Here is an 18,542-nt window from a genome sequence, read left to right on the forward strand (position 1 = left end):
ACATTGCTGGCAGCTTCTTTCTTCTGCTTGTAATTTACACTATGAAGGTGGAGGCGTTATTTTGAAACTTACGGTTATTGGTTATTGGGGTGGATATCCGAAGCAGAATGAAGCTAGTTCTGGTTATCTGCTTGAACATGATGGCTTTCAATTGTTAATGGATTGTGGAAGCGGGGTACTTTCTAAGATACAAAATGTTACTCAGCCTGAGAAACTAGATGCGGTAATCCTTTCGCATTACCATCCTGACCACATCGCAGATATTGGCGTCTTACAGCATGCAAGATTAATCCAAGGATTTTTAGGAAAGAAGACTCAAACATTGCCTCTATATGGTCATGATTTGGATCAATCTGAATTTAACAAATTAACCTATAAAGATATAACAAAAGGGGTTTCTTATAATCCTAGTGAGGTTCTCACCATAGGTCCATTTCATGTTTCTTTTCTTAGAACAGACCACCCGGCCCCGTGCTACGCAATGAGAATAGAAGCAGATGGAAAAGCAATTGTTTATACAGGTGATAGTTCGTATAAAGAGGAGTTTATTGAGTTCAGTCGCAATGCTGATTTACTACTTTGTGAATGTAACTTTTATGGACATCAAAATGGAAAATCAGCAGGGCACATGAACAGTATTGACGCGGGAAAGTTTGCACATAAAGCAGAAGTGAAGCAATTAGTTTTAACACATTTGCCTCACTATGGGTCCTTACCTCAGTTAATTACTGAAGCATCAAGTCAGTTTGCGGGTATAATTAGGCTTGCAGAAGAATTTCAATCTATTTCACTATAAAAAGGGGCCATCAACTATTATGTTATTTATTGATAATAAAGGAGTCACTGATCCAAGGATAAATTTGGCGATTGAGGAATACGCGCTGAAAAATCTTGATATTAATGAAACGTATTTATTATTTTATATAAATGAACCGTCTATCATAATCGGTAAGAACCAAAATACCATTGAAGAAATTAATACAGAGTATGTGGAAGGTAACGGCATTAAAGTTGTCCGGAGACTGTCCGGCGGCGGTGCGGTCTATCATGATCTTGGTAATTTAAACTTTAGTTTTATCACAAAGGATGACGGGGAGAGTTTTCATAATTTCCGTAAATTTACTGAACCGGTTGTGAAGGTATTAAACAAATTAGGAGTAAACGCCGAATTAAGCGGCAGAAATGACATTGAGGTCGGAGGCAGAAAAATTTCTGGAAATGCCCAATTTTCAACCAAGGGTAGAATGTTTAGCCATGGGACGTTAATGCTGAATTCCGAAATAGAAAATGTCGTCTCAGCGTTAAAAGTTAAAAAGGATAAAATCGAGTCCAAAGGAATTAAATCTGTCCGCAGCCGGGTTGCCAATATTTCTGAGTTTCTTACTGAAAAGATAGAAGTTGGTGAATTCAGATCCTTACTGTTAAAGAATATATTTGAGGGGCAAGAGGAAGTGCCAGAATATCTTCTTACGGAAGAAGATTGGGAAAAAATTCACCAACTTTCAAAAGAACGTTACCAAAACTGGGATTGGAACTATGGAAGATCGCCTAAGTTCAATTTACAGCATTCGCACCGCTTCCCTGTAGGCAGTATTGATGTTCGTTTAGAGGTCAATAAGGGGGTCATTGAAAATTGTAAAATCTATGGCGACTTTTTTGGTGTGGGGGATGTAAGTGAAATTGAGGCAAAGTTAACGGGCGCGCGATATGAAAAAAATGAAATCGAAAAGGCTCTTGCAGATGTTGACACTACCCATTACTTTGGAAATATTGACAAGAAAGATTTTTTAAATTTGTTATATTAAGAAGTGAGGCACAGCATTTTCAAATGCTGTGCTATCTTTTTATCTGAATTTTCAAGTATTATACTTGTATAGGTTCTGTACTTTTAATATAATAAGTTTAGAAAATTGCTGTAATTTTGTGAATGAACATTCATTCAACAGGAGGGAGAATATGAATCTTTTATCAAAGTTTGAAGAATCAGCGAAGAACTTTGCTGCTAAACCAGCCTATTATTTTATGAACCAAATCTGTACTTATGCTGAATTAGATGGTGCGATTACTAAATTTGCATCCGGTTTAGAAAAATTAGGGGTGAAAAAAGGGGATCATATTGCCATATTGCTGGGGAACTCGCCGCACTTTGTAATCAGCTTATATGGTGCATTACGATTGGGGGCAACTGTTATCCCAGTAAATCCTATCTATACTGCCGATGAGATTGGCTATATATTAAATAATGGTGACGTTAAAGCAGTTATCGGGCTTGACCTGGCAATCCCATTAGTTGAAAAAATTCACACCTCCCTTCCCAAAGTAGAACATTATATTTTTTGTGAAACAGCTCCAAATAGCAATGTAGAATCGAAAATAGAGAATCTATCATGCTCTCCAAAAATGAAATCGTTTTCATTGGTAATTGCAGCTGGAGACTTAACCTTTAAGGGACCTGAGCTCCAGGACGATGATACAGCTGTCATTCTTTATACATCAGGTACGACAGGTCAACCTAAGGGTGCAATGTTAACGCATAGAAATTTATATAGTAATGCTAAAGATGTAAGCGAATATTTGAAAATGAATTCCGATGATAAGGTAGTAACTGTCCTTCCTATGTTCCATGTTTTCTGTTTGACTGTTGCCTTAAATGCACCATTATTAAGTGGAGCAACGCTATTAATAACTCCAAAATTCAGTCCAAAGGAAATTTTTGGATTAGTTAAAGAAAATAGAGCTACTGTTTTTGCAGGTGTCCCAACCATGTATAATTTCCTTCTTCAATATCCTGATGGAAATCCTGAAGACTTAAAATCTTTACGCCTATGTATCTCAGGAGGGGCTTCCTTACCCGTAGCCCTTTTAAAGAATTTTGAACAAAAGTTTACTGTTGTCATTTCTGAAGGCTATGGGTTGTCTGAGGCTTCTCCTGTTACTTGCTTTAATCCGCTTGACCGCCCTCGAAAGCCAGGGTCAATCGGGACATCCATCCTCCACGTTGAAAATAAAATCTTTAATGAGCTTGGTGAAGAAGTCTCCATTGGCGAGGTAGGAGAATTGGTTGTGAGAGGTCCTAATGTCATGAAAGGGTACTATAAAATGCCCGAAGAAACCATAACGACTATTCGAAATGGCTGGCTTCATACTGGGGACCTTGCCAGAATGGATGAAGATGGGTACTTTTATATTGTCGATCGAAAAAAGGATCTCATCCTAGTAGGCGGCTATAATGTCTATCCGCGTGAAGTGGAAGAGGTTATTTATAACCATCCAGATGTTGTCGAAGTGGCTGTTCTCGGCGTTCCAGACCTAGATCTCGGGGAGGCTGTACAAGCCTTTGTTGTCAGCAGGGACCCTGAGCTAACAACAGAACAATTACTAGATTATTGCAAGGAGCACTTAGCCAAATATAAAATTCCTTCTTCAATTGAATTCATTGATGAACTTCCAAAGAATACAACTGGGAAAATCTTAAGAAGGGCACTAAAGACACAGGTAGTCGAAACCAGAAACTAGAATTTATTTCAGAGGACAGGTTGTGTTAACCTGCCCTATTAAGGGGGAGCATGGTGGAGCCAATTTTGCTGGAGTTTAATAATCATTTGGCAGTTGTCACAATTAATCGGGCCGATTCTTTAAATGCGTTTAATTATGAGACATTACTCGATTTACAGAAAACGGTTGAAGAAATTAGAATAAATCCAAAAGTTCAGGCTGTTCTTTTTATTGGTGCCGGTGAAAAGGCATTTAGCGTAGGGGCTGATTTAAAGGAACGAAAATCATTAACTGACGAACAAGTGAAGCGAAATCTATATAAAATTAATGAGGTTTTTACGGCAATTGATAGTCTGCCCCAACCAACTATTGCCGCAATAAATGGATTTGCTTTTGGTGGAGGAATGGAGTTAGCTTTGGCTTGTGATTTCCGTTTTGCAGCAAGAGAAGCACTATTGGGGTTAACGGAAACGAGTCTTGCTATCATTCCAGGTGCAGGAGGGACACAACGTTTACCACGCTTAATAGGTCAGGCGAAGGCCTTGGAACTCATTTTGACAGCACGCCGCTTGTCCGCGGATGAGGCTTATGCCTTTGGACTGCTGACAAAAGTTGTAGAGAGAAAAGATTTAATGACAGCGTGTTCAGCCTTTTGTTCGCAATTACTGGCAAATGGGCCTATTGCATTGCAACAAGCCAAGTTTGCTATTAAAAATGGGATGAATACGGATCTAAACACAGGATTACAAATAGAAAGAAAAGCATACGAAGTAACACTCCCAACAGAAGATCGAATCGAAGCATTGCAAGCTTTCGCTGAAAAAAGAAAGCCAGCCTTTAAAGGAAAATAACGAAACATGGTGCTTGGCGCCATGTTTTTTTATTTTATTTTGACTGAAAATTTGCTATTATTTATTCTTAAATGTGTAAGTGCAACAAGGGGAGGAATAGAGTTGGCGGATTTAGCTTTTAGTAAAGAATCGTCGGAATTTAAAAAAGGACTTCAAGCCGGGATAAGTATTGGAATTGGCTATTTTCCAATTGCACTGACCTTTGGTCTTCTCGCTAAGACTTCGGGACTATCTCTATCCGAAACGGTGTTAATGAGTTTAATTGTATTTGCAGGTGCATCCCAATACATATCACTTAGTCTGATCGCCTATGGTACAGGAATATTTGAAATTATTTTAACAACGTTTATTGTAAATATTCGTCATTTCCTAATGAGTACATCCTTGAATGAAAAAGTTGAAGAGGACCATCTAATTAATAAGTTAATTTATTCATTTGGGATAACGGATGAAACATTTTCAGTGGTTGCTACAAAAGAGGGACCGGCGGCAACTGGCTTTTTATTTGGTGTTATCTCGGTATCATATTCTAGTTGGGTAGTATTTTCTGGACTGGGTCATTTGATTGGAGCTAACCTGCCTCAAACCCTGCAGGAAAGCATGGGGGTCGCGCTATATGCCATGTTTATTGGACTTCTAGTCCCATCCATGAAAAAAAGCGTAAAGGTAGTATTTCTAGCAGTACTGGGCGCGATATTTAATTCGATTTTTACCATTGGAGACCTCATGGCTCAAGGCTGGGCAATTGTTACCGCAACCATTTTATCAGCCGTCATTATCGAATCAGTTGAAGTAATTAAAAGGAATCGGAGTGTAAGAAATGAAAGCTGAAATCGTTTGGATGATTCTTGGGATGGGTTTGGTTACATATATACCGCGTATGATACCTTTTGTTTTATTTAAAGGGAAAGAACTGCCTCCTTTTATTCAAGGAGTTCTAAAAAATGTTCCTTATGCTACACTAGGGGCTTTAATTTTCCCAGCGATTATTTTTATTCAGAAGGAAGATATCTGGTATGGGGTAATAGGGGCCGTAGCTGCTTTTATTGCGGCAATATTAGGGGCTAATGTCATCGTAGTAGTCATTGGATCTATCGCTGTTCTATCCATATATTCATATCTTATGTAAGTCGGTATTTAAAACCGGCTTTTTTATTATCTAGGCTCCAGTGCCGAGGCACTTGCATTTTAATTGTTCTAATTTGTCCTTTTTTAACTAAACTAAGTATAGAGAGTTTGTACAAAAAGGGGGATAAATCGTGGCGAGAAAAATGGGAGTCTATGCGGTCGTGGGCTACATTCTATATGGATTGATTATTTATTGGTATTTATTCTATTTTGCTGATTCGAGCCTTCCATTTGAATATGAAGGGTCGAGGGCGGACCCGTCCACCTTTTTGAATGGCAGGGAACTTATGTTGAGTGAGGAGTACTCCAAAATAAGAAATTTATTATTTTTCTTATCTACTCCCTTAGAATGGCTCATTTACTTCTTAATATTATTATTCGGTTTATCTAAAGCAATCAAGAATTGGGCTGAAAACTCCACTAAGTATAAACTGCTGCAAACAGCTATTTATTTGATTTGGTTATCTGTTTTCGCTTATTTGGCGACATTTCCATTAAGCTATATTAGTTTTAATTTATCAAAAACCTATAATATTTCGACCCAGTCGTTTGCTTCCTGGATGAAAGATGAGGTAATAGATTTTTGGCTTAATTATGGGACCTGGCTGATCATTGTCCCGGTATTATACTGGTTGATGAAGAAAAGTCAAAAACGCTGGTGGCTGTATGGGTGGCTTTTATCTATTCCATTTACATTATTTATGATGTTTCTCCAGCCAGTTGTGATTGACCCGTTATATAATGACTTTTATCCTTTAAAAGATAAAGCATTGGAAACAAAAATCTTGACACTGGCCGAAAGGGCTCAAATTCCAGCTACCCATGTATTTGAAGTGAATAAGTCAGAAGAAACCAATGCTTTAAATGCCTATGTCACGGGGATCGGTTCTAATGCCCGGATTGTCCTATGGGATACTACCTTAAATAAACTATCGGATAATCAAATCTTATTCATAATGGCTCATGAAATGTGCCATTATGTAGAAAAACATATTTATTTTGGAATAGCTGGGTACCTGTTGATATCACTGCTCGGTTTGTATTTGACCTATAGGATTATGAATTGGGCAACCAAACGATGGGGCAGCGAATTGAAAATCTCGGATGTAAGAGATATTCGTTCACTTCCATTATTTTTTATGATCCTTTCGATGCTTCTGTTTGCTGCCAGTCCATTTACTAATTTTACTTCTCGTTATCAGGAAACACGCGCCGATAAATATGCGATTGAAATGACTAAAAATTCAGAGGCTGCGATTACTTCTTTTCAGGAATTAACTCGTTCTGGTTTAAGTCAAGTAAATCCGCCGTTATTAGTAAAAATCTTCAGGTATACTCATCCTTCCATGCTTGATCGGATATCGATGCTTGAAGAGTATGAAGTGAACCAAAGGAATAAATAGGTGCCAACATAAAAAGGGCTGAGACATCAATATATGTCTACAGCCTTTTTTGTTACATAAAATTACTCAAAGGAAGTGGAAATATTTTTAAATATTATGTTCCTTCATTAGACAAGCATTTGATGAAACGAAAAAAGCCGTCAGTCCTGACGGCAGTTAAAGTTTTTTACGTTCCAAACTTTTTGTAAATTTCCTTTAGTTGCATGGATAACAGGAGAAAAGATTTTTTGTCTCGGGAATCAATGGCCGCGTCGATTTTTTGCAGTAATTTTTCTTTTTCGACTGTTAGCTGAATTTCGGACAACAGCATGTCGATGTATAAATCCTGGACAAAATTCTCTTTCAAGCGATTGCGTTTCATGGCACCAAGTTTCATTAATTCCGTGTATGATTTTTCATTCATGAAAATCACCTCTGATGCTTTTTAAAATTATATGGTTTTTTTTGAAGAATATCATTAATTTTAAAATTTTCAGATAAATATTTATTTCTCCTAAATTTTGTGAATAATTTAGGAACAGTTCAGAAAAGTAAGGGAATAAAAAACAAGGAGTGTTAAGATAATGATGGATAAAATGAAAAGGGAGTTGAATGAATTGAAGCAAACCGAGATCGAAGATTATGAAATCAATTCACGTACGATGTTTGTAGAACCGGTGGTTTATGGAAGTAAAATTTATTCACGTGTAGTTGAAGTAGAAGATGAATTCTTGTTACCCCTTAAGCCCTTGGATCTGATTAAAAAAAGTTGCAATTATTATGGTGTCGATTACGAAAGCAGGAAAAGAGGTACACGGCAGCTAATTGGTTATTTCCGAAAACTTTCAATTATCATTGAACCAACTTACCACATCTATTTTTTCCCTACAGTTTCGCCGTTAAAACCTGAGTGTATTTGGATAGCATTTGAACATGTGGAATGTTATCGCCGCGTAGCCGCACAAAAGACAATGATCATTTTCCGTAACAAGCAATCACATATATTTCCAGTTCCGGTAAGTACAATAGAAGGACAGATGTTAAGAACGTCATTATTAAAAACAAAGCTCATGCAAAGAATAGAAAGTAATGGGAGAAAGTTCTCTAATAAAGCAAATGGACCCCAGTTAATAAATGCTCTGGAAAGCTCCCTAGAGTACGATGCCCATTCGAAGGGTCCCGAATAAGGTTGGTTATTTCTATACAATTAACGGGACAGATGTTTTTTTAATAAGTAGGCCTCCATTATTTCTTGGACCTTATTACGTATCCTTGGGTTAAAGTAATTATGGTTTTCTTCGTAGCCTTTATAAATAAACCTGTATAAAGTAAAAGCATCGTCCCGTTTTTTTTCAATTACTTGAAGTTTATTTTTTTTCATATATTGTTTAACTTCCGCCAATTCCTTCTGAATTTCCTTCATCGTTTCCTCAATCAAATCTAAATAGGGTTGTTTGAGTTTAAAAGGGCTCTTTTCGACAACGGATAAATCCCGGTTTAAGATAATTAGAACCATTGGCAAATACATTGCCTTCTCCATTATGTCTCGATCATCTTCGGGGATTCTGGTCATTTTCAGCCACACCTTTCACTTTTATGAGAACAAATGTTCCTTTTTATTTTACAAAAAAGGAACATTAAAAGCAATAGGACTATACATAAACAAAACTCGTCATTTGGTCGAGTTTTATTTATTGAAAATTGCAGTTGTTATATGAGAAAGTTTTTATTAATAGAAGGATATCTGATGGGGGAAAATGAATTAAATGAAGAAACCCCTAAAAAGAAAAAACAGTCTTATAAATAGGAGCATAAAAAACATGGATGAATAGGTGATAATCAAATGAGATCTGATAAACATCAAGTGAAGAGAAAGAAACGATGGCCATCAGTGTTACTGATATTCTTACTTTTAATTGGGGCAGTTGCAGGCTATGCTTATTTTCAGTACAAGCAGGGCGTTAACCAATCATTAAAAAAAATTGATAAAAACGCATCAAATGTTGTCTATACCTTCGAAGGGCAAAAAGATCAGTATGGGGGAACGAATATCCTTTTGCTTGGCAGTGATGCAAGAGGAAAAGAAAAGTCTCGCGCAGATACTATCATGATTGTTCATTATAATGAAGACAAAGGAACCTTTAAATTAACCTCAATTATGAGGGACAGTTACCTCGAAATTCCAGGGCATGGTAAACACAAAGTTAATTCAGCATTCGCACGCGGTGGACCAGAATTAATGAGGCAAACAATTAAGCACAATTTTGATATTGACCTTCAATATTATGTCATTGTCGATTTTCAAGGCTTTGTGCAACTTATTGATGAAGCATTCCCAAATGGGGTAGAAATCGATGTAGAGAAAAAAATGTCAAAAAATATTGATGTAACTTTAGAGCCAGGTCTGCAAAAATTAAATGGAGAGGAAATGCTTGGTTATGTCCGCTACCGTCATGATGCTATCGGGGATTTTGGAAGGGTAGAACGTCAACAAAAGGCGGTTAAGGCAATCGGGGATCAATTGATGGGACTGCAAACAATTCCAAAGCTCCCTAAACTGATTGGTGTAGTGACTCCTTATGTGAATACAAATATGAAAACTTCAGACATAACATTTATGGCGAAGGATTTCTTTTCAAATGATCGTGGAAATATTGATACGTTACGAATTCCTGTTGAAAATAGCTATTCAGATGCGCGTATAGCTGGAGAAGGAGCCGTATTAGATATCAATGTTGAAAAAAATAAAGAGGCACTTCATCAATTTATCACAAAGTAATATTTACACTGCTAATTCGTAAAAAAATGAGGAGAAATAGGATGGATATTGAATCATTAAGAGCATGGTTTACGCTTGAACATATAATGAATTTAATTCGGGAATACCGAGCCCTTGGCCCCATACCTGGCATAATGCTTATTGTCATTGAGGCATTTTTGCCGTTTCTCCCATTGTTTATATTTGTAATGGCTAATGCCAGTGCTTTTGGACTTTGGTTAGGATTTTTATACTCATGGCTCGGTGCTTGTATGGGGGCTATGCTCGTATTTTTACTTATCAGAAAGTTTGGGCAGCAAAAGTTATTATCTTTCTTGTCCAAGCACCCTCAGGTTCGTAAATTAATGGATTGGCTGGATCGTCATGGATTCGGCCCCCTCTTTTTAATGCTATGTTTTCCATTTACCCCCTCAGCTGTAGTGAATATAGTTGCAGGTCTTTCTAAAATTCGTCTTTCTCAATACATGCTAGCTGTGTGTATCGGGAAGATGGTGATGATATTCACAATTAGTTTTGTAGGCTATGATATCCAGTCATTGCTGACGAAGCCGCTTCGGACTGTTGTAGTATTGCTTATTATATTCATTCTTTGGTTTGTTGGTAAAAGAATTGAGGGCAGAATGAATAAGAGCATGGAAACTGACCATAATGGTGAAATAGATAGAAACTATAAACAGGAGAGACGGAGGAGCGTTAATGAAGATTGAATGGAAAAAGGAAGGCATGGAATGGGCTAAGGCTTTTGCGATTGGAATCATTATTTTTGCTTTTATTCGTACATTTTTCTTTTCAAATTATGTAGTAGAAGGCGAATCAATGATGCCAACGCTTCAGGATGGGAACAAGCTGGTAGTTAATAAACTGGGTTATCAAGTGGGGGAATTGAATCGATTCGATGTGATTGTTTTTCATGCCAATGAAAAAGAGGATTTTGTCAAACGAATTATTGGCCTGCCAGGTGACAAGATTGAATACCGAAATGACCTATTGTATATTAATGGGCATAAGTATGATGAACCGTTTTTAAATGTGTATAAACAAAAATCTCCTGGAATAAGGATTACTGGTGATTTCAGCTTAAAAGAAATTACCGGTGAAAATACAGTCCCTGACGGAAAATTATTTGTTCTTGGTGATAATCGTTTAGGAAGTTGGGACAGCCGACAATTTGGTTTTATAAACGCTAGTCAAGTAGTAGGAAAAGTCGATTTACGCTACTGGCCATTAAATGAAATGGACGTCCATTTTTAAATAAAGAGATGAAGGCACTATACACGATGAACAATCGTGTTTTTTTTGTCTTGGCATGTTAAGCATTATTGATATTTGCACAAGTTGATTGGAGCGGAAGGTGCGAGACTCCTGCGGGAGTACGGGGCAGGGGAGACCCCGCAGGCGCTTAAGCGCCGAGGAGGCTCCCCGGCACGCCCGCGAACCGCTCGCACCTGGAGCGGAGATCAACTTCCTGTTATAAAACCGTAGAATTTACCATTTATGGCTTGAATCTGTATATGGGTATTCCAAACGTTTGTGCTTATTTTGTGATAGAATGGGAGATATAAAAGTTTAAGAGTGGTTGTGGAAAGCGAGGTTTTTACATGTCATTAAGAATGGTAATCGGGCGTTCAGGAAGCGGCAAGACTGCTATGTTCATAGAAGAAATAAAAGAGCGGCTACAAGAAAAGCCAGAAGGTACACCGATCATTTATATTGTTCCTGAACAGATGACTTTTTTATCTGAATATCGCTTGGCAACAGACCCTGCTATCGGCGGAATGATCCGCGCTCAAGTATATAGTTTTTCACGACTAGCGTGGCGGATTTTGCAAGAAACAGGCGGGATTAGCCGAATTCATTTAAGCAGTGTAGGCATGAGTATGCTCATTCGCAAAATTATTGAAGAGCAAAAGGAACAGCTAGGACTTTTTCAGCGTGCTGCCGATAAAACTGGATTTATCAAACAGCTTGAGCAAATGATAACTGAATTTAAAAGATATTGTATAAGGCCAGAGGAGTTAATTCATAACGCATTTCAATCAAATGGTGATGCAACGGCCGCCAATGCCTTAAATGATAAAATCAAAGATTTAGAAATTATTTATAAAAAGTTCGAGGATGAAATTTTTGGTAAATATATTGATTCAGAGGATTACTTTACACTCTTAGCGGAGAAAGTGTCCCATTCAACCTATTTAAAGGATGCAGAAATATATATCGATGGTTTTGATAGTTTTTCACCTCAGGAATATGGTGTAATGTTGGAATTAATGAAGCATTGTAAAACCGTATCAATCGCACTAACCACCGATCAATTATCCGTTGGTTCAGCTCCTGATGAACTAGACTTATTCCGCTTATCCGGTGGAACTTGTTTTTCCATTTATGATTTAGCTAAAGCAAACGGGATCGAGATGGAGCAGCCAGTCTTTTTAAAAGAGCAAAAAAAGTGGACTAAGCCATCATTGCGTCATCTGGAAGAAAAATTTGATACGCGGCCTGTTGTACCATATTTGGATACGTCCCAAATTAATATTTGCCAAGCAGTAAATAGAAGAGCCGAGATCGAAGGGATTGCCAGAGAGATTCGTGATTTTGTTAGAACAAAGGGTTTCAGGTACCGGGATATCGCATTGTTAATCAGAAATGGGGGGGACTATCATGAGATTGTTGAACCAGTTTTCAACGATCATCAGATTCCCTATTTTATTGATCAAAAAAGGACGATGCTGAACCATCCTTTAATTGAATTAATCCGATCAAGTCTTGAAGTGATTAATTCTTATTGGCGCTATGAACCGGTATTTAGAGTGATTAAGACAGAATTATTATTCCCTATCCAGGAAAATACCGCAAAAATGCGCGAGAGAATGGACAAGCTAGAAAATTATTGTCTGGCTTACGGAATAAACGGAAGTAAATGGACGAAAAAAGATCGTTGGAGCTATCGACGAATTAGAGGGCTGGAATTAGAGGTTAACTCTCAAACCGATGCAGAAAAAGAAATGGAACAAGAGTTAAATGAATTAAAACTGATGATAACAGCGCCGTTATTACGTCTATCAAGACGATTGAAAAAAGCGGATTCAGGAAGAAAACTCTGCGAAGCCATCTATTTATTACTAGAGGAATTGGATGTCCCCGCAAAGCTTGAAAAGTGGAAGGCAGATGCCGAGGAAAAGGGTAATCTTGTAAAAATGCGTGAGCACGAACAAGTCTGGAATGCTGTCATTGATCTGCTCGATGAATATGTTGAAATACTTGGGGATGAGCCAGTCTCATTAAAGTCATTCGCGGCGGTGTTAGAGTCAGGTTTTGAATCCTTACATTTTTCACTTATTCCACCTGCACTGGACCAGGTTTTGGTTGGGGATTTAGAAAAATCAAGGCTCAATGAAATAAAAATTGTCTTTGTGGTGGGTGTCACTGAAGGAATACTGCCGGCGAAAATTTCGGATGAAGGGATTCTTTCAGATGAAGACAGGGAAATGCTTTTGGCAGCTGGGGTCAATATTGCACCGAGCAGCAGGACAAGGTTGCTCGATGAAAACTATCTAGCCTATAAAGCTTTTACCGCACCATCTGAAGCTCTTTTTGTGTGTTTTCCACTTGCGAATGATGAAGGAAAAGCGTTAATTCCTTCCTCGTATATTAAGAGATTAAAAGATATGTTTCCAAATGCAAATGAGCTTTTCTACGTTTCAGATCCATCACAAGTTTCGGAACGGACTCAACTAGGTTTTATTTCAAATTTTACAACTACGTTGTCTTATCTCAATTCCCAACTGCAATGGAAAAAACGAGGATATCCTATTTCTGATGTTTGGTGGGATGTTTATAACTACTATCTCGAGAGTTCAGGGAAGGACAAGGCCCAAAAAGTGTTTTCAAGCCTGTTTTATTCGAACCCAGTCGTAAAACTTTCAACAGAGACCGCAGATGAATTATATGGCGAAGCCATTCAAGCGAGTGTTTCCAGAATGGAACTATATAACTCTTGTGCTTTTTCTCATTTCGCTCAGCACGGTTTAAAGCTCCGCGACCGCCAAGTATATCGGTTAGAGGCTCCTGATATCGGGGAGTTGTTTCATGCAGCCTTAAAACAGATTGCGGATATTGTCAATGAACAAAACCTTTCTTGGGCAGAGCTTTCAAGGAAACAATGTGAAGAGCTCTCGAAGGAAGCAGTCATGACTTTAGCCCCTAAACTGCAAAATGAAATATTATTAAGTTCAGAGAGACATCATTATATAAAAAGGAAATTGGAGCAAATTATTACCCGTGCCTCTGTTGTTTTAAGTGAGCATGCTAAAGTGAGTGGTTTTTCACCTATTGGTTTGGAATTAGGATTTGGACCAAACGGAAAACTGCCGCCATTATCATTCTCACTGAAAAATGGGAAAAGAATGGAGTTAGCTGGTAGAATTGATCGAGTCGATCAGGCAAAAGCTGCAGATGACAGTGTCTTTCTACGAGTTATCGACTACAAGTCAAGTGAAAAGGACGTCAATTTTAGCGAAGTGTATTATGGGCTTGCACTGCAAATGTTAACCTACCTTGATATTGTCATGACCCATTCGAATGAATTGGTAGAAATGAAAGCCAGTCCTGCAGGTGTTCTCTATTTCCATGTTCATAATCCTTTTATTAATACAACCAAAATGTTGACGATTGATGAAATCGAAAAGGAAATGATGAAAAAGTTTAAAATGAACGGATTAATGGTAAGTGATCAAAACGTAATTCGGCTTATGGACAAAACACTCGAATCGGGTGATTCAGAAATTATTGCAGCTGGCATCAAAAAAGATGGAAATTTATCGAAAAAATCAAAAGTTGCCAGTCTATCAGAGTTTGATGACCTGAAAACTTATGTCCGTAAATTATATCTAAAAACAGGTAACGCTATTATCGATGGTCAGATTGATCTAGCACCATATAAATTAAAGGATAAAACACCTTGTACATTTTGTTCTTTTAAATCAGTTTGTCAATTTGACGAGGCTATTGAGACTAATCAATTCCGGGTTCTCACACCGCACTCGAAGGAAGATGTACTAGAATTGATTAGGAAGGAGGTTCGAGAATATGAGTAAGGTTGTTATTCCCCCCAAGCCAGAAAATGCAACATGGACTGATGACCAATGGAAGGCAATAATGGCAAAAGATAGAGACATACTCGTCGCGGCAGCGGCTGGTTCGGGAAAGACGGCAGTCCTCGTGGAAAGAATCATTCAAAAAATTCTTTCAAAGGAAGATCCGATTGATGTGGATGAATTATTAGTAGTGACCTTTACGAATGCATCGGCAGCTGAAATGCGGCATCGAATAGGGGAGGCGCTAGAAAAAGCTATTGATGCGGACCCAAGTTCTCGCCATTTAAGAAAGCAGCTTAGTTTATTAAACAAAGCATCCATTTCAACTCTTCACTCCTTTTGTATGGAAGTCATCCGAAAATATTATTACCTAATCGACGTAGATCCAGGGTTTCGAATTGCTGATGAAACAGAGGCGCAATTAATCCGGGATGAAGTGATGGACGAGTTATTTGAGGAAGAATATGGCCAAAAAGATAATGCAGCCTTTTTTAACCTGGTGGATTCATTCACTAATGACCGCAGCGATGCTGCCTTAATGGATATTGTTCGGTCTATTTACGATTTTGCTAGCTCAAATCCAGAGCCAGATCAATATTTACGGTCCATAATAAATATGTATGATACTTCATCGATTCATAATATTGAGGATCTTCCCTTTATACAGGACCTGCTTTTTGATATTGAACTACAATTAGAAGCGGCTAGAGAAATGATCAACCGAGGGTTAGAATTAACGAAACTTTCAGGCGGACCAGCACCTAGAGCCGAAAATTTTCTAGATGATTTAATGGTAATTGATACTCTCCTGCTTGCCAAAAAGGATTCTTGGGAAACACTTTATCAAGCATTAATGACCTGGTCTTTTTCACGGGCAAAACAAGTGAAAGGTGATCACTTTGATAAAGAACTAACGGAGAAGGCCCAAAAAATTCGCGATAAGGCAAAGAAAAAAATTCAAGATATAAAAGGGGAATTATTCTCTCGAAAACCTGAAAGCTTTTTACGTGATATGGAGGAGATGCGGCCATTAATAGAAACATTGGTTCATCTTGTGAAGGAATTTTCGCAGCGGTTTGCAAAGGTTAAAAGAGAAAAAGGACTTGTCGATTATGCTGATTTAGAACATTACTGCCTTGGCATTTTGACAAAGGAAATCTCAACTGAGGGTGAATTTCTCCCATCGGAAGCGGCTCTGGCATACCAAAGGCATTTTAAAGAAGTCTATTGTGATGAATATCAAGATACAAATATGGTGCAGGAAACGATCCTGAAACTTGTCACGAAGAAAGAAGAGCAAAATGGAAATATGTTTATGGTCGGAGATGTTAAACAGTCCATTTACCGCTTTCGATTGGCTGAGCCTAACCTTTTCTTAGGCAAGTATACCCGCTTTAAAGTTGACGGAGAGTCGACTGGATTACGTATTGATTTAGCACGCAATTTCCGAAGCAGAAGTGAAGTACTTGATGCGACCAATTATTTATTTAAACAAATTATGGGTGTCAAGGTTGGCGAAATCGAATATGACGAGGCAGCAGAGTTACGTGCTGGCGCACCCTATCCAGAAGATGAGCCCTTTCCGGTTGAACTTCTGCTTATTAACCAAAACGTTGAAGAAAAGGAATCATCAACTGCGCCATCTGAAGGTGAGGCAGAGGCAGAACTAGAAGAATTTGATGCAGTTGGATTGGAACAATCCCAACTCGAAGCAAGGGTTATTGCTTCTAAAATTAAGGAGTTAGTTGCTACTGGAGCACCAGTATATAATCCAAAAACGAAATCTACTCGGCCGCTCATGTATCGAGATACAGTTATTCTACTTCGTTCGATGACATGGGCACCGCAGATCATTGAAGAATTCAAGCAGCAAGGGATTCCCGTTTATGCCAGCCTCTCAACAGGGTACTTTAACGCAACGGAAGTGGCCATTATGATATCACTCCTGCGTGTTATTGATAATCCATTCCAAGACATCCCTCTTGCCGCTGTATTACGGTCCCCCATCGTTGGGTTGAATGAGGAGGAACTATCCATCATTCGTATTCAACAAAAGCGAGGTTCATTTTGGGAGGCAGTTACCGCTTTTTGCAAAAGTAAACAAGCTGAAAATACGGCTGCATTTTACGAAAAACTGCGCCGCTTTTATGACTTTTTAACAGAATGGCGCTCTATGGCAAGACAGGGTTCTTTGTCTGAGTTAATTTGGCAGTTATACAGAGATACCCAGTTTTATGATTTTGTCGGAGGCTTACCAGGAGGAAAGCAGCGTCAAGCAAACCTGCGTGCACTATATGATCGAGCACGGCAATATGAACATACTTCTTTCCGTGGTCTGTTCCGGTTCCTGCGGTTTATTGAACGTATGATGGAAAGAGGGGACGACCTTGGGGCAGCAAGGGCACTTGGAGAGCAAGAGGATGTTGTTCGAATTATGACTATTCATAGTAGCAAAGGGCTTGAATTTCCTGTCGTATTCATGGCGGGAATGGCCCGAACCTTTAATATGGCAGATATTCGTAAACCATATATGCTTGATAAAGAATATGGATTTGCTTCTAAGTATGTAAATGCAGAAAAAAGAATTTCGTATCCTTCTTTACCGCAAATTGCTTTTAAGCGAAAAAAGAAAATGGAAATGCTAGCCGAAGAAATGCGTGTCTTATATGTAGCCATGACAAGGGCAAAAGAAAAACTTTATTTAACTGCAACATTAAAAGATACACTCAAAAGAATTGACCAATGGAATGATGTGGCAGCAAATACTGAATGGCTGTTGAAAGATTACGAAAGGGCAGCAGTTTCAAGCTATATTGATTGGATTGGTCCGGCCCTTGTTCGTCATCAGGACAGTAAAGAATTAAGGAATAAAGAAACGATAAATCCCCTGATACCTGAAGATATCACGAGTCACCCTTCTTTATGGAAAATCTCTTTGCTAAGTGCTGAAGAGGTGAAACAGAAAGAAACAGAAGAAGAACTAGAAGAAAATCAACTTCTTGAACGAGTACAAAAAGGGGAACTTGTCGAGACTGCGTCACCATTTGCTGAAGAAATTCGGTCCCGCTTAGATTGGGAATATTCTTTTTCGAATGCAGCAAACCATCGTTCGAAACAATCTGTTTCAGAAATAAAGCGACAAAGGGAAATGGCAGATGAACAAAGTGGGACCGATCTAGTGAACCACTTTAAAAAATCAATAGTAAAACGTCCTAAATTTATGCAGGAAAAGCAATTAAGCTCAGCCGAACGAGGCACTGCTATGCATATGGTCATGCAGCACGTCGATTTAACTAAGCCAGTGAATCAAGAATCTCTTCAGGAACAATTAACATGGATGGTCCATAATGAATTATTAACCCTGGAACAAGCTGCAGTAATCGATAAAAATTTGATTATTCAATTTTTTGATTCCAAATTGGGGCGAAGGTACTTTAATGCTAAAACACTCAACAGAGAAGTTCCATTTACACTTTCTATGCATGCTCGTGATGTGTATCCTAATTGGAACGAGGAAGATGAATCTGTGTTTGTGCAAGGGATTATTGACTGTATCTTAGAGGATGAAGATGGGCTGGTTTTAGTGGATTATAAGTCAGATCGGATAACTGATCGCTATAAAGGCGGGTTTGACCAAGCCAAGACAATTCTTGAAAATCGCTATAAGATGCAAATTAACTTATATACCCGTGCAATTGAACAAATCTGGAAAAGGAAGGTCAATGAGAGGTATTTGTTTTTCTTTGACGGGGCTCATATTTTGAAGGTTGAGAGAGAGTAATTCAATAAAAAATGACATAGACCATCTTATGGT

15 protein-coding genes are annotated in these 18,542 nt (G+C 38.3%); 13 read left to right on the forward strand and 2 right to left on the reverse strand.

Translation table 11 applies throughout. The features are described from left to right. The first annotated feature begins 61 nt into the window (after window positions 1-61). From AC4QJR_RS06930 to AC4QJR_RS06960, 7 genes are all read left to right on the forward strand, one after another. Window positions 62-796, forward strand: a complete 735-nt coding sequence (locus tag AC4QJR_RS06930; protein ID WP_496525740.1) for an MBL fold metallo-hydrolase — start codon at window positions 62-64, stop codon at window positions 794-796. Window positions 797-815: 19 nt separating this feature from the next. Next, window positions 816-1,805, forward strand: a complete 990-nt coding sequence (lplA, locus tag AC4QJR_RS06935) for a lipoate--protein ligase (protein WP_496525741.1) — start codon at window positions 816-818, stop codon at window positions 1,803-1,805. A gap of 151 nt (window positions 1,806-1,956) precedes the next feature. Next, complete coding sequence (locus tag AC4QJR_RS06940) at window positions 1,957-3,516, forward strand: fatty acid--CoA ligase family protein (protein WP_496525742.1); 1,560 nt, start codon at window positions 1,957-1,959, stop codon at window positions 3,514-3,516. A gap of 53 nt (window positions 3,517-3,569) precedes the next feature. Next, window positions 3,570-4,346 carry an enoyl-CoA hydratase-related protein gene (locus AC4QJR_RS06945; protein WP_251456538.1) on the forward strand — a complete coding sequence of 259 codons (777 nt, stop codon included), beginning with the start codon at window positions 3,570-3,572 and terminating at the stop codon, window positions 4,344-4,346. 102 nt (window positions 4,347-4,448) lie between these two features. Beyond that, window positions 4,449-5,177, forward strand: coding sequence for an AzlC family ABC transporter permease (locus AC4QJR_RS06950; protein ID WP_098572205.1), 729 nt, complete (start codon window positions 4,449-4,451; stop codon window positions 5,175-5,177). Next, window positions 5,167-5,475, forward strand: a complete 309-nt coding sequence (locus AC4QJR_RS06955; protein ID WP_496525743.1) for an AzlD domain-containing protein — start codon at window positions 5,167-5,169, stop codon at window positions 5,473-5,475. Before AC4QJR_RS06950 ends, AC4QJR_RS06955 begins: the two co-directional genes overlap by 11 nt. A 130-nt stretch (window positions 5,476-5,605) precedes the next feature. Continuing rightward, window positions 5,606-6,877 (forward strand): M48 family metallopeptidase, encoded by a 1,272-nt coding sequence (locus AC4QJR_RS06960; RefSeq protein ID WP_496525744.1) that lies wholly within the window; start codon window positions 5,606-5,608, stop codon window positions 6,875-6,877. Window positions 6,878-7,043: 166 nt separating this feature from the next. On the opposite strand, the gene AC4QJR_RS06965 is transcribed toward AC4QJR_RS06960, so the two are convergent. Beyond that, window positions 7,044-7,280, reverse strand: a complete 237-nt coding sequence (locus tag AC4QJR_RS06965) for an IDEAL domain-containing protein (RefSeq protein ID WP_251456531.1) — start codon at window positions 7,278-7,280, stop codon at window positions 7,044-7,046. A 160-nt stretch (window positions 7,281-7,440) separates the two neighbouring features. Between AC4QJR_RS06965 and AC4QJR_RS06970 the strand changes: the two genes are divergently transcribed. Then, window positions 7,441-8,043 (forward strand): competence protein ComK, encoded by a 603-nt coding sequence (locus AC4QJR_RS06970; protein ID WP_496525745.1) that lies wholly within the window; start codon window positions 7,441-7,443, stop codon window positions 8,041-8,043. Between the two features lie 20 nt (window positions 8,044-8,063). Here the strand turns inward: AC4QJR_RS06970 and AC4QJR_RS06975 are convergent, their stop codons facing one another. Beyond that, window positions 8,064-8,429, reverse strand: a complete 366-nt coding sequence (locus AC4QJR_RS06975; protein WP_098572192.1) for a YhjD family protein — start codon at window positions 8,427-8,429, stop codon at window positions 8,064-8,066. Window positions 8,430-8,699: 270 nt separating this feature from the next. Between AC4QJR_RS06975 and AC4QJR_RS06980 the strand changes: the two genes are divergently transcribed. From AC4QJR_RS06980 to addA, 5 genes are all read left to right on the forward strand, one after another. Then, complete coding sequence (locus tag AC4QJR_RS06980; protein WP_098572193.1) at window positions 8,700-9,635, forward strand: LCP family protein; 936 nt, start codon at window positions 8,700-8,702, stop codon at window positions 9,633-9,635. Window positions 9,636-9,676: 41 nt separating this feature from the next. Beyond that, window positions 9,677-10,342: a TVP38/TMEM64 family protein gene (locus tag AC4QJR_RS06985; RefSeq protein ID WP_098572194.1), complete on the forward strand. Its 666-nt coding sequence runs from the start codon at window positions 9,677-9,679 to the stop codon at window positions 10,340-10,342. Then, window positions 10,332-10,886, forward strand: coding sequence for a signal peptidase I (lepB, locus tag AC4QJR_RS06990; protein WP_251456525.1), 555 nt, complete (start codon window positions 10,332-10,334; stop codon window positions 10,884-10,886). The genes AC4QJR_RS06985 and lepB overlap by 11 nt, the downstream gene beginning before the upstream one ends. Before the next feature lie 347 nt (window positions 10,887-11,233). Continuing rightward, window positions 11,234-14,728: a helicase-exonuclease AddAB subunit AddB gene (gene addB / locus AC4QJR_RS06995; protein WP_496525746.1), complete on the forward strand. Its 3,495-nt coding sequence runs from the start codon at window positions 11,234-11,236 to the stop codon at window positions 14,726-14,728. Further along, window positions 14,721-18,509: a helicase-exonuclease AddAB subunit AddA gene (gene addA / locus AC4QJR_RS07000; RefSeq protein WP_496525747.1), complete on the forward strand. Its 3,789-nt coding sequence runs from the start codon at window positions 14,721-14,723 to the stop codon at window positions 18,507-18,509. Before addB ends, addA begins: the two co-directional genes overlap by 8 nt. Window positions 18,510-18,542: the final 33 nt, after the last annotated feature.

This window comes from Neobacillus sp. BP17 (assembly GCF_059579525.1).

Coding starts and splice junctions, on each gene's coding strand:
- lplA (WP_496525741.1), top strand. CDS start 816: ATGTTATTTATTGATAATAAAGGAGTCACTGATCCAAGGATAAATTTG.
- lepB (WP_251456525.1), top strand. CDS start 10,332: ATGAAGATTGAATGGAAAAAGGAAGGCATGGAATGGGCTAAGGCTTTT.
- AC4QJR_RS06985 (WP_098572194.1), top strand. CDS start 9,677: ATGGATATTGAATCATTAAGAGCATGGTTTACGCTTGAACATATAATG.
- AC4QJR_RS06940 (WP_496525742.1), top strand. CDS start 1,957: ATGAATCTTTTATCAAAGTTTGAAGAATCAGCGAAGAACTTTGCTGCT.
- AC4QJR_RS06980 (WP_098572193.1), top strand. CDS start 8,700: ATGAGATCTGATAAACATCAAGTGAAGAGAAAGAAACGATGGCCATCA.
- AC4QJR_RS06970 (WP_496525745.1), top strand. CDS start 7,441: ATGATGGATAAAATGAAAAGGGAGTTGAATGAATTGAAGCAAACCGAG.
- addB (WP_496525746.1), top strand. CDS start 11,234: ATGTCATTAAGAATGGTAATCGGGCGTTCAGGAAGCGGCAAGACTGCT.
- AC4QJR_RS06955 (WP_496525743.1), top strand. CDS start 5,167: ATGAAAGCTGAAATCGTTTGGATGATTCTTGGGATGGGTTTGGTTACA.
- AC4QJR_RS06965 (WP_251456531.1), bottom strand. CDS start 7,280: ATGAATGAAAAATCATACACGGAATTAATGAAACTTGGTGCCATGAAA.
- addA (WP_496525747.1), top strand. CDS start 14,721: ATGAGTAAGGTTGTTATTCCCCCCAAGCCAGAAAATGCAACATGGACT.
- AC4QJR_RS06975 (WP_098572192.1), bottom strand. CDS start 8,429: ATGACCAGAATCCCCGAAGATGATCGAGACATAATGGAGAAGGCAATG.